The 16,601-nt window shown below is 63.5% G+C and carries 1 protein-coding gene (only partly in view); it reads right to left on the bottom strand.

Annotated features, from left to right (window positions below; translation table 11 throughout):
• Positions 1-131 precede the first annotated feature (131 nt).
• On the bottom strand, positions 132-16,601 hold the 3' portion of the coding sequence (locus K2U94_RS04555; protein WP_243066075.1) for an LEPR-XLL domain-containing protein. 12,144 nt of this gene lie beyond the right edge of the window; 16,470 of the gene's 28,614 nt are visible here — the last part of the coding sequence; the start codon falls outside the window, past its right edge; the stop codon is at positions 132-134.

Genomic DNA, 16,601 nt, shown 5'->3' with positions numbered 1-16,601 from the left:
TGCTTCCGATTCGTCGGAGCCCGGCCGATCCGTGAGGACGGGCGTCTTTCGACGCCCTAACGACGCCCGTCGCGGCGACGCCATCGGCCATGCGCAACGCCCGATGGCGTTCTGCGCCACGCCCGAGCGGATCAACGCGCTTCGTTCGTCGTCTTGAACCGCATGCCCGCATTGGGTTTTTGATGGAAGAAGTCGTCCTCCGTCTGATTGAGCATTGCGGCCAGCCAGGCAGGCATTCCCTCGCGACCCTCGGCGCCGGAAAGGTCGGACGAGAAGTCGGCGCCCTTCGTCTGCGTCCAGTCGATCGACGCCGGCGCGCCCGGCGCTTTGCCGGCGCCTGGCGTGTGGAGCATAGCCGAACCTCCCGGAGCGGTCCATGGCGCCGCAGCCGCGCCTTGAGCCGGGGAAGCCGTCCCCAGGTTGAACGCCATGGCGTTGAAGTCGCCCGGCAGGCGGCGTTCGCCCGCCGACAGAGTCATTCCGGTGACGTCCTGGCCATGGTCTTCGGCGAAGCCCATGGCGTTGCCCAACTCGTGCAGCACGGTCGAGAGGAGGTCCATATGGCCATAGGCGGCGCTGTTCGGCTTGGCGTAGAACACATCGTCCGACGCGTGCAGCGCGAATTCGCCGTTGTCGCCGGGCGTCGGGTCGACGAACCAGCCCCAGCCGGCGGCGTCGGCGGAAATGGTGATCACGCCATTATGAGTCGACCCCAGTTCGAGCCCGGGCAGATCGCCGATCTCGATGGTCACTGTCGTCAGCGCGGCAAGCCGCGCGTCATTCGGGCCGAGGGCCGCGATCCACAGCTCCTCCGCCTCCGTGACGATGGGCGCCAGTTCCTGCGGCGTCAGCAAGGCGCCGGCTGAATTGGTCGGCGCCGCCTTGGCCGCAACCTGAAGCAGGGTCGCCGCGCCGGCGGAAGTATAGGGGAAGGCCGGATCGTTGGTCCGCACCTGGATGGACTGGAACTGGTTGGTCCCTCCGATCGAAATGAGGCCGAACTTGCCCGTGGTGACGACATTGCCATAGGCATAATTGATCAGCAGTTTTCCGTTCACGGAAACATTGACCGTGCCGCCGTTCAGCACGACGTCGAGCGTGTAGGACGTGCCACTGTTGAACTTATAGCTTATGGCGCTGTCGATCACCCATCCTCCCGATGTCGTGTAATGGCCGACGACGAGCTGCTGCGTATCCTCGTACAAGGCGGCAAATTTGAACTTGCCGGTCCCGTAAATATCGAAGGCGACGCCGGCGCGCGGATAGATCTGCTTCATCGTCGTCGTGATTTCGAGCGTCGAACCGGCCTGCAGCTTGAATGAGTCCGGCTGCATGCTCAGGGCGAGGCCGAGATCGACAGTGCTGATCGCGACTCCGCCCGCCGGCGCCGTTCCGACATAGGCGCCATTGACGCGCCAACTTCCCACGGCCGGCGGATCGAAATATTTCGGCGTCGTGGTGAAATTGTCGACGTAATTGGCGGTCATCGGCATGACCAGAACCTGAACGGCGGTATCGCCGAAGGCGGCGGTCGAATTGTTCGTCGCAAGGCCAGCGATACCGTAGTTCAGCCCCACCGCCGTGCCGTCGACCATGCGCGGCGCGTAGGTATAGGCCACCGTCCAGCTGCCGTTCACCGTCAGCGTCGCCGTCGTGCCGTTGATGGCCAAAACCAGAGAATATTTCGTTCCCGCCGAAATTTTCTCGGAGACGGACGCGTCGATCACCCAGTTCGTTCCGTCATAATGGCCGATCTGGATCGCGCCCGAACTCAGGCTGACGCCGGCGAACTTGAAGTCCGTCGCGCTGACATAATCGAACACCAGATAGCCGTTCGACAGATAGCCCGCCGCCGGCTTGCTCATCGTCACCGACGAGGTCATCTCGTAATAGCTCGGGAGATATTCTTCGTCGTTGAGCACCGCGAAAGTGCTCGTCCCCGCTGTCGTCGGCGCAGCGTTGAGCGCTCCGCCGGAGACGGAGAATTTGCCCGTCGTGGGCGCAATCGGCCCCAGAGCGCCGCTGCTTGCTGTGAACCTGCCCGTCACGAGGCGTTGGACGCCGCCCAGATTGCCCGGAGGCTGCTGGTTAGGCGCGCCGGTCTGCAGATGCCAGAACGGATCGTGCTGGTTGACGAGGCCGATTTCGCCATAGGGCTCGCCGTTGCGCGTCGGATCGAGCCCGGCGACATTATCGACGCCGGCCGCATTGTAGTCGGCATAGAGATTGTCCGCGCCATCTGCAGCGGCCAGCTGCATCAAATAGGTCTGCAGCTGCGGCGACACCTGCCGGCTGACCGTCGGCTGGCCCCATGGCGCGAAGGGCACGACGTAGGTGTTGAAATTGCCGGCCCAGTCGATCAGGCGGTCATAGGCGCCGCCTGCGATCAGCGTGTCCGCGCCCGCGCCGCCATAGGCGACGCTGTGGAACACGGTGTTGTTGTCAGGCTGGTCATTGAGACCGCCATGGATTGTCAGCGTCCGCCTGCCGTCGAGCAGGTCGTCGCCGAAGCCGCCGAACAGATTGCTCGCGCTATTGGCGCCGACGATCCAATTGTTGCCGAGATCGCCGAAGATGACCTTCGACCCGGCATAGGCTTCCGTCGCGCCATTGAGCGCGAGCCCTTCGGTCGAGTCGAAGTTGAGGAAGAAGCCGTTCAGCGTTCCGCCGATCAGGCTGCGCGGATTCGATTCGCTATAGGCGGCGAATTCGCGGGTGCTGGCGTCATAGCCGAGGATGCCGCCGCCCGAGGCCGGCGCGCCATAATCGTGCGGGTTCTTGACCGGATCGTTCCAGAACATGGGCAAGGCCTGCGCGCCGGAAATCGCATCGCTGCCCGGGCCGCCATGGATGAACGTATTGCCCAGACCGCCGTAGATGATGTCGTCGTAATGGCTCGGCGTGTAGGGCGTCCCGTTGAGAACCCCGGTCTGCCAGTCCATCACCCCGTTCGGGTCGACATTGAACGGCGTCATCTCGGCGGTCACGGTCAAGGCATTGGCGACATTGATTGTCGACATTTGCGCATTGCCGGGCGTGCTGATCACCTGGTCGAGCGCCGACAGGGGCTGAATGCCGTAAAGCGGCTCACCATAGGTGGTCGAATTGCGGCTCATGAACAGCCGGCCGTCGGCTCCGAGAATGCCGGTGGTGTTGATGATCGGATTGCCGCTGGAATCGACCTGGCCGGTTTCGCCATTGCCGCCCGCGATCCACTTGCCGCCATAGCCGCCGATGATCAGGTCGTTGCCGGAGCCGCCGAACAGATAATCGAGGTTCGGGCCGCCATAGATCGTGGTGTCACCGGATTCGGCGTGGATTTCCGCCACGCCGCCGCGATCGCTCGCCGCCGCGGTCGGATTGAAGTCCGGCCCGCCATAAGTGTAGTCGAGCAGTTTTACGGCGCGCGGGATCACGAATTGCGTTCCGCCATAATAATTGGTCACCGCGATCCCGGGCTTGTTGATCAGGCCGTTCTGCCCTGAATCGTAGTTGAAGGTCAGGAAGCCGCCGCTGTCCGTTCCATTCGTGCCGACCAGGTCGTAGATGTCGCCATTATTGGCGACGATCACCGAAGCGTTGCGGGCGTGGGCGTCGCCCGCGCTCGTTCCGGCCGGAAGCTGATAGAGATCGCGGGCGATCTCGGTCCCGGCGCCGGCGAAGATGATGACATTGCCGTTGTCCGGACGCTGGGTGGCGGTGGTCAGGCTGAACATATCGGAATTGCCGCCGATGATGTCGTTCTGGCCGATGCCGCCGAAGATGACACTATTGCCGCCGCCGCCCTCGATATAATTATTGCCGTCGGTCGCCGCCTCGAAGGACGGGTTGACATGCAGCGCGCCAAGCGCCGTCACCGTCTGGCCGGGCGCCACCTGGAGCTGGATCTCCGCGTCGCGATAGGCGTAGACCTTGCTGTTGGCCGAGATGGCCACGGAGCCAAGCGTCTTGTCGAAGGTGATCGAATAGCCGGCCGCTGAACTGCCGGAGACTGTGATCGTCTTGCCGGCGAAGATCGGCAGGGCCGCAATCGCGCTCTGAAGCGCGGTCGCCGTCGCGGACGCACTGATCCCGTCGACGACCTGGGTCGCCGTCCCGACCGTGAACATCAGGCTATAGGTGCTGATGAACGGATTGAGCGTGAGGCTCGCCACTTCAGCAGTGGTATTGACGACGCCCGGCGTCGTGACCGCCACGGTCGGCGGATTGAGCGCGCCGAGGATCGAGCCGGCGCCCTGGATGGCGTTGTCGCCCTGGCCGCCGAAGATCATGTTGTCGCCCGGACCGCCGGCGATGTAATTGTCGCCAAAATGGCTCGCCGGCGTGCCGTCGGATTGGTCCAGGCTGGCGACATGCCAATTGTCCCACAGCGGCAGATGGCCGGATTCGGTCCGGAAGTTCAGCGGCGTCCCCGTGACATTGACCGTGTCGGTCGTCGCCGTATCCGTATAGATGGTCGTGCCGGTCAGCGCCTGGAAGCGCGGATTGGCTATGCTCGCCGCAAGCGTCAGCGTGACATTGTTGCCGAAGACGAGATCGTCGCCAGCGCCGCCGCCGATCCAGCTGTTGCCAGGACCGCCGATCAGGATGCTGTCGCCGCCTCCGGTGATCTGATAGCCGTTCGCGATCTGCGGATAGGCTTCGATAATGTCGTTGACGCCCGAGGTTCCGCCGACGGTGCGGCCCGGGCCCCTGGAGGTCAGGCCGCTCGCGCCGGAGTTCGGATCGATGAAATCGGTGGTGATGAGCACCGCACTGCCATAGCCCAGCCCCAGCCCGTTCATCTGGACGAAGCCCTGTTCGCCGAAGATCAGGTCATTGGCGCCGCCGCCCCAGATGTGATCGTCGCCGCCCCCGGCGATGATGATATTGTCGCCGGTTCCGCCGTGGATCGCCGTACCGACCCCGGCCGCGCCGCCGCCATAGGCGAAATCGGTCGATTCGATCGTGTTCAGATGCGTCGGGGTGGTGAAGGTCACCAGGCCGTCCGCGCCCAGGATGATGTCCGCGCCGTGGCCGCCCCAGATCGTGTTGACGCCGCTGCCGCCCAGGATGATGTCATTGCCGGTTCCCGAGCCGCCGCCGGACCAGCCGCCGGCGCCGCTGCCGAAGATGGTCGCATTGCCGTAATCGGTCACGCGCGCCGTCGAAATGGCGATGACCTCTCCCGTCGTCATGATGCGCTGCGTCCCGGCGGTCTGCGTAATGACGCCGTGGTCGCCGATGATGATATTGTCGCCGCTGCCGCCGTAAATCGTGTTGTTTCCGGCCTTGAGCGCGTCATGCGTCGCCGCATAGTCGCCGGGCGCCGGCGCGTTGACGACCGACAGCACCTGCGTATCGGCGGCGACGGCCAGGCTCAGGCGCTGCGACAGATCGAGGTTGAACCCGTCGGCGCCATAAATATTGTCGTCGCCCGAACCGCCATAGATCGTGTTATTGCCGCCGCCGCCCGCGATCCAGGCGCCGCCCGCGCCGGAATAGATCGTGTCATTGCCGGCGCCGCCATAGAGAATGACGGAATTCGGGTCGTTGCGCGCGTCCAGAATGTTATTGCCCTGATCGGCGAATGCGCGCGCCTCGCCGGTGATATTGGCCGTGGTCGAATTGTAGAACGATCCGTCCTGGGTCGTGGAGCCGACCAGGATCAGCGGCGAATTGGCGCCGCCGCCGCCATTGGCGATCAGATCGTTATTGCCGCCGCCGCCCTGGACGACGGTAATGCTGTCGCCAACATCCGCCCCGAAGGGGCTTTGCGGCTGCACCGGCGTCGCATTGACCGTGAACGTGTCGTTCCCGGAGCCGAGCATGATGTCGGTAACCTGGATATTCCGGTAGGTGATGCCGGCCGGGTAATAGACCAGGTTCGGACTATGGACCGTGCCGTAATTGAGAGGCGTTTCGCCGCCCATGTTCAGGCCGGTGATCTGGCCGAATTCGGCCGCGGAACCGGCGATGTCCGCCGGCGTCTCGACATATTCCTTCGCGACGCCGTTGATATCGCGGCTGTTCGCCTGACCCAGCAGGCCGAGCGTCCCGACGTCGTTCTGCGTGCTGCCGTCGTTGAAGATGTTCAGCGTATTGGTCTGGGTTTCCGGATGATCGGTCTCCTGGGTCTGCGCCGGCAGCGGAATGTCCACCTCGGTCGGCAGCATGACCGCCGTGCGCAGCGAGCGATCCTTGTTCGGGATCTTGTCGCCTTCGATGATCAGCGAGCCCTGGATCGACGACAGCCGGTGCGGCTGCGCCGGATAGAGCTGAATCGGCTGGCTCTGCTGGATATAGACCTCTTTGGCGGTCTCCGTCGCGACGAGCGGCGTCGACGGATTGAGGGTGATCACCGTCGCGGTGACGCTCTGGATCAGATAGGAGCCGCTCGCGCCGGTTCCGTTGGCGGTGGTCTGGCCGCCCGCCGGCTCGACGCTGATGAACTGGCCGGCGGCGAAGCCGTCGGCGAGCCAGCTGCCGCTGCTGGTCAGCGTGATCGTATTGGCGTTCTTGTCGAAATTGACCGTCGGGGACAGCGTGAAGTTCGGGTTGACGCTCACCTCGACGGTGAACGGGACATACCAGTTGGACCCGTCGAAAGTGACCGTGGCCGGGGTCGTGGCCGTCGCCGCCGTGAAGCGCGGGTCGGCCGGGTTGGCGGCCGTCTCGATCGTCTTGCCGTCGCCGAGCAGGCTGACGGTTACCGGCGCGGTCGGCGCCGTGGTGAGTTGCATCGTATAGGTCGCGCTCTGCGTGTCCGACACGATCATCGGATCGCTGCCGGGCGTCACCAGAACCTGCGCCAACTCGCTGTCGGTGACGTCCACGCGCACCTTGTGCTGGGTGTTCACGTCCGCAAAGGCGCCATTGGTCTGGTTGCTGTCGACCGTGTGGATGATGTCGGCCTCAACCGGGTCTTCGAGCGTGGTTCCGTCATAGGACGCCACATTGACCGTGACCGGGCTGTTCCAGTTGGAGGAGTCGAAGGTGATGGTCGGCGCGTTCGGATTGCTCGCGTTGAAGCGCGGGTCCGCGGAGCTCAGCACCAGATGGTTGATCGCGCTATAGACATCGCTGCTCAGAGTGACCGTGACGATTTCGCCCGGCGCCGGAGCGCGGGTGAGCTGCACCTCATAGCTGTCGGTCTTGCCGGCATAAGGTCCGTTCGGCTCGGCCACGCTCAGGTCGCCGGAATGCGCCGGCGTGATGACCACGTCGGGGGCATTGTTGTCGACGACATCGACCTCGACATTGGAGATCGGGAGCGCGTTGAACAGCGGATTCGAGCTTTTGATCGAATGGCTGATGACGACCGTCTGCTCGCCGACCGCGACATTGTCGCCGTCCGCGCGGACGTAAATCGTCCGCGGCGTGTTCCAATCGGCCGCCTGGCTGAAGGTCAGGACCACCGACTGGTAGAAATGGACGCCGTCGGTTGACACTTCGAGCGATTTCGCGCCCTGCGCCGACACGTTATACGGCCGCAAAGCCGCCGAAACCGTCAGATAAGCGATCGTACCCGCCGTGACGCTCGCCGCCGGAGCCGCGAGGGCGACGGTATAGGTCCCGATATTCGGGCCGACCGTCGGGTCCTTGAACAGGCGCATGGTCGGCGTGCTGACCACCACGGTTCCGGTCTGGCCGGTCGCGACATTGACCGGAATTCCGGCCGCGAAAATGCCGTTATAGGCGGGATCCGCGCTCGACACGCTGTGGTTGATGAAACCGCTCACGCCGCTGGTGTTCTGGGCGATGACCGGCGTGGTCACGTCGCCGGCGACATTGAACGTGTCATTGCCCGAACCGCCGATCAGCGTGACCACCTCGCCCGGCGCCGTGCTCAGCACATAGAAATTATTGCTCCCCGCAATGCCGTCGACTTCGAGGATCTGGACGTTCGTCATGCTGACATTGAGGCCGGCGCCTTCGACGCCGTCCTTGGTGATGACGAAATTGTCGCCATGTCCGCTGCCGATGACCACGACGGTGTTGACGCCGTCGCCGCCGTCAATCGAGAGCGGCGCGTTGACATTATATTCGATGTGGCTCGTGCCGCTGCCGGCGTGGATCGTCGTGTCCGACGTCGCCACCATATTGGTGTCGACAATGACGAAGGCCCGGACGACGAAAGTATCGTTGCCCGCCTCGCCATAGAGCTTCGCCGGCGCCTTGTTGCTGTAGACATAGAAATAGTCGTCGCCCTCGCCGCCATAGGCGGTGGTCGAATAGCTGACGCCGCGGCTGAGATAGCCGGCGTCGGTCAGCACGGTTTCGATATTGTCGCCGAACTGGACGCTGACCCCGCCCGTGCGCGCCTCGCCGAACATCTGGCCGAACTGGAACGTGTCGCCGCCATCCGCGCCGGTGAGCACGGTGATTGCGCTGTTGTCGTCGAGATAAAAGTTCGTGTGGCTGGTCTTGCTCGACGCGACATAGGCCGCATCGGGCAGTTGCGCCTGAACCATGCCCGTGGCGTCATCGTAGACGTAAGCCGTCGGTTCGAGGCCGTTGACGTCGAGGACATTGATCGACGTGTCGTAATTCACCCGCTCATAGGTCGAGGCGAAGCCGCTATCGACCGAGCCTTGCAGCAGCGCGACGAAATTCTTGCGCAGCAGGAACGTGTCGGTTCCCGGAACGCCATTGATCGTCAAAGTGTCCGTGCCCGAGCCTTCGGAGCCCGCGCGCGCGACATTGATGATCGCGTCGCTCTGGCCGGTCAGATTGACGATTTCGTTGTTCGTGCCCTCCCCGCCGTAGAGATTGACGGTTTCGCGCAGCGGCGTCGCTTCGTGGCCGGTCACGATGCTGGTCGGACCCGAGCCGGATGCGCCAGTCGTGTATTTATGCGCCGCGTCGAGCGTGGTGAGCTGGTTCACGAGCAGGGTGTCGCTTGTTCCGCCCCAGACATTGAACTGTCCGATCGCGCCCTCGGCGCCGATCGACAAAGCGTAGCCTCGGTCGTTGTCCGGGTTGAGCGCGAGAAGATCGTTGACGCCGTCGCCATAGACGTCGACCTCGTTGGCGTCGATCGTTCCCCAGACGAGGATCTGGTCCGTGCCGCCCTCGCCGCGCAAAGTGATCTGCGAGTCGGTCGAAAGGCTCGCCGGATAGGTCGCCATTCCCTGGAAGACGGCGTCGAACGCGGCCTGGCTCATCCACGGATTTGTCGCTTCGAGCGCGCCCGTCGTCACCTGGATGACGTCATTGCCGCCGTCGCCATGGATGAGAATGTCCGGCGCGAGGATCATTCCCGCCACGGTCAGCACCGTGTTGTCGTCACTGGTCGCGCTGGCCTGTTTCGGCCCGCTGATGTCGAAGGCGTCGGGCGAACCCGTCTTGTCGCCCTGATAGCCGCTCTTGAGCTCCACGGATTTGGCGCTCTGGATCAGCGCGCCCTTCTCCACGGTGAGATTGTCGCCCGCAAGCAGGCGGATCGTGTCCGCCGACTTGATATAGAGCGCGGCGCCATTCAGATCCGTCGCATCGACGACAAGATTGTCCGACAAGGTCTCGCCGCCCTCGTCCTCATTCGCCGGTTCGAGGGCGATGAGCAGAACCTTTCCGCCGGCGACGACGCTCTTCTTCACTTCAATCGGGCTCGAAGCCGTGATCGTCGTGCTGCCGCCCGAAACCTGTCCGACCGCATTGCCGCTGAAGCTGTTGCCGACCTGGAGCGCGCCGGTATTGGCGACCCAGGTGTCGCCCGTCGTCGACTCGCCTTCGATCGTGCCGACCTCCGTCGAGATACGATTCGACTCCGCGCCGATGTCCTTGTTGGCGAACAGCATGACATTGCCGGACAGGACGTTCACGCCGCCAGGATTTCCATTCAGAATGCTGCCGGTCGGCGTGGTGATGAAGGCGGTGTTGTCCTGGGTGAGGCCGACGCCGGTCACGTCGATCGTGTTCAGCTTGATATCGCCGGTGGGCTGGACGATGACCGTCGCCAACAGGCCGCTCTGCGTGGTCAGCACGCCGCCAGCGCCGGCATAGGCGCCATTGGTCGCCTGCGTTTCGATGTCGAAGGAATTGCTGAACGTCCCGATGCCGCCGCCCTGGGCGATCAGCGTGATATTATTGCCGAAAACGCTGGGCGCCGGCGTCGTGTCGTCGAGGATCGACAAGGCCGCGCGCAAAGTGACGTCGCCCGAATTGGAAACGACATTGCCGACATAGAGGTCGAGCGTGGTCTGCGAGATCCAGATGCTCCCGTTCGCCGTCGCGAACAAGGCGCCCGAGGGGAACTGCCCGGCGTCGATGTCGAGATAATTGATCGTCCCGCCGACCATATTGCCGATTGTATTGCCGGCCGTCAGGTAGATGTGCTGCGCCTCGATCTTGGTGAAATCATTGTTGAGAGCGTCGACGATCGAGCCTGCCGCGACAAGCCGCGCGTCGTTGGCGGCGGAATAGATCGATTCGATGTTGAGATCGCCCGGACGCCCGCCGACGGCGACGCCCTGGAGATAGACGACGCCTTCGGCGCGCGCGGTGATCGTCCCGCCGTCGATCGAATCGAGCGTCACCGCGACATGACCGGAATTGTCATATTCGCCGATGGAGCCGCCCTGGGATTCGAGGACCGTGTTGGAGCCGCGAAGATTCACCCCGCTCGTCGCGACATTGTAGATGCTGCCCGTTCCCTGGACCTTGATCCGGATCTGGTCGCCGGTGACCGTGTCGCCCGCGGTCACATGGTCGAGGTGGACGTCGCCGGCATTCGAGTTCAAGAGGACATTCTTGCCCGCCGTGATGTCGAACTTGCCGGTGGCGTTGGCGGTGATCGGATCGCTCTGGAGGACGAGGATCGTGGTGATTTTCGGCGGGACGCCTTCCGCCAGAGTCAAGTCGACCGGCGTCGACGCGTTCTGCACGACGTCGCTCTGTCCCAAAGTGATGGTCGAGGCGGTCGCCAGCGTCACCGACTGGGCGACGGCGTCGGTCGCCAGCGCGTCTCCGGCGGACAGGGTCAACGTGGTCGCGGAGACTGCCGTGATCGTGTAGGTGTGGCCCGCGGCCGTGTCGTTGTCGGTCGATCCCGACACATGGATCTGCTGCCCGGCATGGAAGCCGTCGGCGACGAAATCGCCGCTCGTCTGCGTGATGGTCGCATAATTGCCGCCCGACGCCGCCGCGAAGGTCACGCTGGCATTGACGGACATCGGCCCGGTCACAGCGGTGATCGTATAGACGAAACCGCCGCTGGTCGAATTGACCGAATTCCCCGAGACCTGGAGCAGGTGCGGGTTCGCGCTCGTGCCGGCGCTGAACCCGTCGGTGAGGAAGCTGCCGCCGTCGGCGCGCGTGATCGTCGCATAGCTGCTGCCGGTATTGCTCTGGAACGTGACCGGAACCGCCGCGCTGGTGGCGACGCCATTGGCCTGGAAGGTCGGATCGAGCACGATCGGACCGACGAGCACGGATTTGCTCAGTTCGCTGGCGATGGCGATGGAGCCCGTCGTCCCGTTGTTCCCGCTGACGGTGATCGTCGCGCCGGAAATATTGGTGATCGTGAAGAACAGATTGGCCGAGGTGGCGTTCTGGGTCACCACGCCATTGTCGCCCGAGATCGTGATGAGCTGACCGACCGAGAAGCCCGACCAGTCGCCGCCGTCGATGCGGGTAATCGTGCTCGTTCCCGCGTCGAAATTCACCAGCGCCGAAACCGGCGCGGCGCCGAGATATTGCACGTCCTGGCGTTCCGCCGCCGCCAGCGCGACGCGCTGATCGTCGGTGAAACTGACCGGCGGATTGGAGATGTCGATGCTCATGGTCTTGCCGGCGCTGCCGACGCTGCCTTGAGTGAGCAAGGTGACATTATTGGCGACGATGTTCGGGTTCGCCGTCACCACCACGGTGCTGGTGACGTTCTTCAGCAGGCCCTCGCCGAAGGCGTTGTAGAGCTGCGAATCCGTCCAGTGATGGAAGGTCTGGGTCAGCGCGTTGATTTCCGCCGTGGTTGGCGCATAGACGAAATTCGGATTGTAAATATCGCCGTTGAAAGTCGGCGTGACATCGATCGTGACGCCGGATTCGCTTTGGACGAGGGGCGTCGATGCGTCGATCTGCAGGACGATCGGATTGGCGACCGTCAACGTCACCATCTCGGGGCTGCCGCTGCTCGCCTCGGTCGTAATCGAATCGGACGCCGACAGCGTCATGATCTTGCCGTCGGCGCTGATCGAAGCGATCGTATAGGTCTTGCCGGCGGCGGTCGAATTCGCCGTCGAACCGGACACGCGCAATTTCTGGCCGATCTGGAACCCGTCGGCGCTGAAATTGCCGCCGTCGGTACGCGTGATCGTCGCGGACGCGCCGCCCGAAGCCGCGGTGAAATAGACCTCGGCGCTGGCCGAAACCGGATCGACGATGCTGGCGATCTTGTAGAAATTCGGCGCCGTCGTCGCGTTGGCGTCCGCCACGCTCTCGGCGATCAGGGTGACGAGCTCCGGCGTCGCCTCGGTCTGCACCGCGTCGCTCGCCGAAAGCGTGATCGTTTTCGCGGTCACGCTTTGGATCGTATAGGTCGTGGCGCCGGGTGTCCCATTGAGCGGCGATCCGCTGACGCGCAATTTCTGCCCGGCGACGAAGCCGTCGGCTATGAAGCTGCCGGTGTCCGTGCGGGTGATGGTCGCGGCATTGCCGCCGGAGGCCGCGGCGAAAGTGACCTCGGCGGACGATTCCACGCTGCCGGTGAGCGAAATAAATTCGCCCGCCGCGAGATTGCTCCAGTCGCCGCCATCGGTGCGGGTGATGGTGTTCGCTACCGTGTCGATCGTAACGGTCGCGGTGGTGGCCGTCGAGCTGATCGTGTCGACGCCCGGATCGTTGACGGTCTGATAGGCGCCGCCGGCGCCGAATTCGGCGTTCAGCGTCTGATATTCGGCGAAACGCGCGTTCAGTAGGGTCTGGATCGCGGCGCTGTCGTAATGGAGCGTATTCACGTAGTAATCGAGTTCCGCCGCGGTGAGCTGCGGGTGGAAGGTCGCATCGAACGCCGCTCCGCCATCCGCCTGCTCGTGGCGCCAGGTCCAGTAGGTTTGGTAATCCTGCGTTTGCGACGCGACATAGGAATTGATCGTCGAGGCGACCTTTTGCGCATAGCCGGTGTCGTCGGTGAGGCCGAGATTGCTCCACACGCCGCTCAGCAATTGATTATAGGTGCGCGCGTCGACGACGCCGGGCTTGGCGGCGTCATAAAGATTGCCGTTCGGCACGTCGATCCAGACATCGCCGCCCGTGGTGATATTGTTCAGCCGCATATCGCCGCTGAACTGTTCGATATAAACGTTGGTCTGGGCGGTGATGGTGACATGGTCGCTGAGCGGGATCGTGGTCCCCGGCGGCAGGGCGCTCGCCGGCGTGTCCAGAATCAGCGGATGGGCGACGCCATTGCCGATTCCGCCGGAATGCGCGTCGAGCGTGATCGCACCGCCTGACACCAGCCCCTGGTAAAAAGTCGAGGCGTTCATCTGGCCGACGACGATGCTTCCCGCGGCCGAGAGATCGACCGACCCCAGAGATTGAGCGGCGACCAGGTCGATCGGCAGATCGCCGGTCGCCTGCGAGATCGAGATATTTCCGGTCGCGGTCGTCGCATGCAGGCGCGAATAGCCGGACACGTCCGGATTGGCCGCCGGAACCAGCGCCACGCCGCGCCCGGTCTCGCTGGCGACGAGCGGGGTGCTCGGATCGAGCGTCAGAACGGAAAGGCCGGGCCCGGACACGCTCTTGACGATATAGACCTGGTTGCTGGCGGTGGCGTTCTGCTGGCTGGCGCCGGTCGCGCCGGTATAAGACAAGGTGAAGGCCATCCCCGGCGCGAAACCGTCCCAGCCGCCGCCGTCCGTCCGCGTGATCGTTCCCGCGGCCGCGTTGAAATTGACGGTGGCGTCGACAGGCGCGCCGATGTTCTGGCCGCCGACCTTGGTCGTCAGCGGCGCTCCGTCCCCGCCGATGCCGGTCTGCGCCGAGAGAATGACCTGATTGCCGCCGACCGATCCGGCGGTTCCGGAGGTGATCGAACCCGTTGTCGTGATCGAGGTCGTTCCGGTCGGATTGACCAGGGCGCCGTCCACGATCACGTCGGCGTTGGAGTTGATCGCGATGGCGCCGGTCTCATTGCCGAAGAAATGGATTCCAATCGCGCGATGCGCCGAAATATCCTGGGTGTTCAGGATTTCGAGGCCGATGTCCTCGGCGAAATCCGCGGTGATGCTGGTCTTGCCGTACCAGGTGGTGTCGGTATGGGTCGCGATCGGCTGGAGCGGTTGGGCCGGCGCGCTCGTCGTCACCGTCTGCGACGTGAACGTATAGGCCGTGTCGTTCTCGCTGGCGCTCAGGTAGAAGTACGGTCCCGCGCCTTCCAGATGCGGGACGCCCTGGACGATCGTCGTATCCCAATGGGTGATGTCGGTCCCGAGGTTGATCAGGCCGATCCAGTCGCTCTGGACGATGCGGGTCGCCAGATGCTCCTGCTCGGAAATGCCGGTCACCCACTGATAGCGCCAATCGACGTCGGGCTGGTAGATCTGGTCGAGCCCTGAATTATTGGCGACATTCTGCGGCCCGCCCGAGGCTTGCGTCGTGGTCGTCACCACGCCGTTGTTATCCTGATAGAGCGTGGTCTTGACTCCAACCGGCTTGTGCGTATTGGGGTCGAGCGCATAGCCGGAGGTGTCGTTGATCAGAATGGTTCCCGCGCCGCGGCTCGACACGTCGAGACGGTTCACTTCGAGCGCAAAGCCGGTCTGGTTGTCGACATTGACAGCCGCATAGCCGCCCAGGGCCTTGATCTCGCCATTGGCGGTGTTGACGATATTGCCCGTCATTTCGATGTCGCCGCCATTGGCCTTGAGGTCAGTGACGATGATCTTGCGCGCGATGGGATCGAAATAGACCGAGAAGTCGCTGTTGGATTCATTGACCAGCAGGACGGGCGTCGCGCCGCCGCTCGCGATGATGTTGTTGATATCGCTGACGGCTTGCGCGCCGAGCGTCAGGTCGTATTCGGACTTGCCGCTCTGCACCAGGCCGTTCACATTGATGTAATTGGCGTTGATGATGATCTTTTGGGCGTAAAGCGAAGGCGTCGTGGGGATTTGCGCCAGGATGGCGTTGACGTCCGTCGCGCTCGCCGCCACGACGCCCGGCGCGGTCTGCGACGGATTGTTCGGATCGTAGGAGCCCGTGGTCGCGGCGTCGAAGGCCTTGTATGCTGCGCCAGCGACCTCTTCGATCGAACCGGATTCCGGCAGATTGATGAACAAGGTCCCGCCGGCCACGATCGTCAGACTATTGGCGACGATCGGCGCCAGTTGGTCGATATTGCCTTTGCCGTCAGCGTTGGTCGGCGTCACGGTCTCGATGGTGACATTGGCCGAAGGCGCGTCAATGCCGACGCCGCCGGACGCCAGCGAAGTAATGGTGATGTCCGGCCAGGGGTAACTGGTCGTATTATTGTTCTGAATATTGTTGAGATAATTGATGTCGAGGCTGTTCTCGATCAGCACGGTCGGATGCGACGCCGGATTGATGGCCGGGATCGCCGTGAAGCCGGCGGTCAACGCCGTGAACGAGGCGATCGGTGCCCCGCCGTCGGAAATCAGCTGATTGTCATGCTGGATATTCTGGTTGTTCTTCGCCTGGATCTGATCGTTAGAGGTCCATTGGTCGCCGTTGTAGTACAGGCCGCCGTTTTCGTCGGGGATGATGACTCCCTCGATGTTCAGGAAGGCCGGCGTTGCGTTGTTGATCGTGACATTGATGTCGTTCGGCGAAATGAACTGGCCCGAGCCGCCGAGTTCGTCGCCGACGACGAAGATGCGGCCGGCGTCGGCGTAGATCGGCGCCACATCCACCGCCATCACCTGGACGTCGACGGGAACGACGACCTGGTTGCCCTGACTGTCCGTCTGGAACTGCAATAATCCCTGCGCCGCGAGCTGGGCTTCCAGCGACTGGATCTGCTGCTCGTAGAACGCCTTCAGCGTCGGGTTGTTGTCGCCATATTGCGCCAGGATCTGCTGATCGGCGTTGATTTCATCGACCGTCGAAGCGCCGACCGATTGCGTCGTGGAGACGAAGGAAACGCCGGGCGACGCATCATAGCCCGTGACCTGACCGGTATTCTGATCCCAGCCCGTCAGATAGAGGTGCTGATTGCGATTGATGCCGGTCTCGACGATGCCGTCATTGGTGATATTGGCGCGCGTGACCGTCAACGTGTCGGTGTTGGCGAGGGCCAGAACCGCCGCATTGGCGCCTTGCGCCTTGAGCAGGCTGTTGGAGAGATCGCTGACCCAGCTTTCCGCCTTGGCGAGGCCCGTCATCGTATCGGTGTCGCCGAACTGGTCGGTCATCAGATTGGCGGTGCGCGCGGTGCTGAGATGCGCGCTGCTTCCGATCGTGATGGCGTCGGTCTGGATCAGATAATCGGTCGCGCCGATGCTGCTGATCGGAATCAGCGAGCCGGCGAAGCCGTCGTAGCGCGCCGTAATGTTGTAATGATCGACATTATAGGCCGCGTCCGCGCCCGCTGAGAGGTTCAAATCGCCGTAGGCGGTGACCGTCGCGCCCGAGCCGAAGATGACCTCGTTGTCGGGACGAAT

Origin of the sequence: Candidatus Rhodoblastus alkanivorans (assembly GCF_022760755.1) — a bacterium.
Classification (GTDB): Bacteria; Pseudomonadota; Alphaproteobacteria; order Rhizobiales; family Beijerinckiaceae; genus Rhodoblastus; species Rhodoblastus alkanivorans.
The sequence above is the reverse complement of the archived record's forward strand: the minus strand, read 5'-3'. Positions and strand labels throughout refer to the sequence as shown.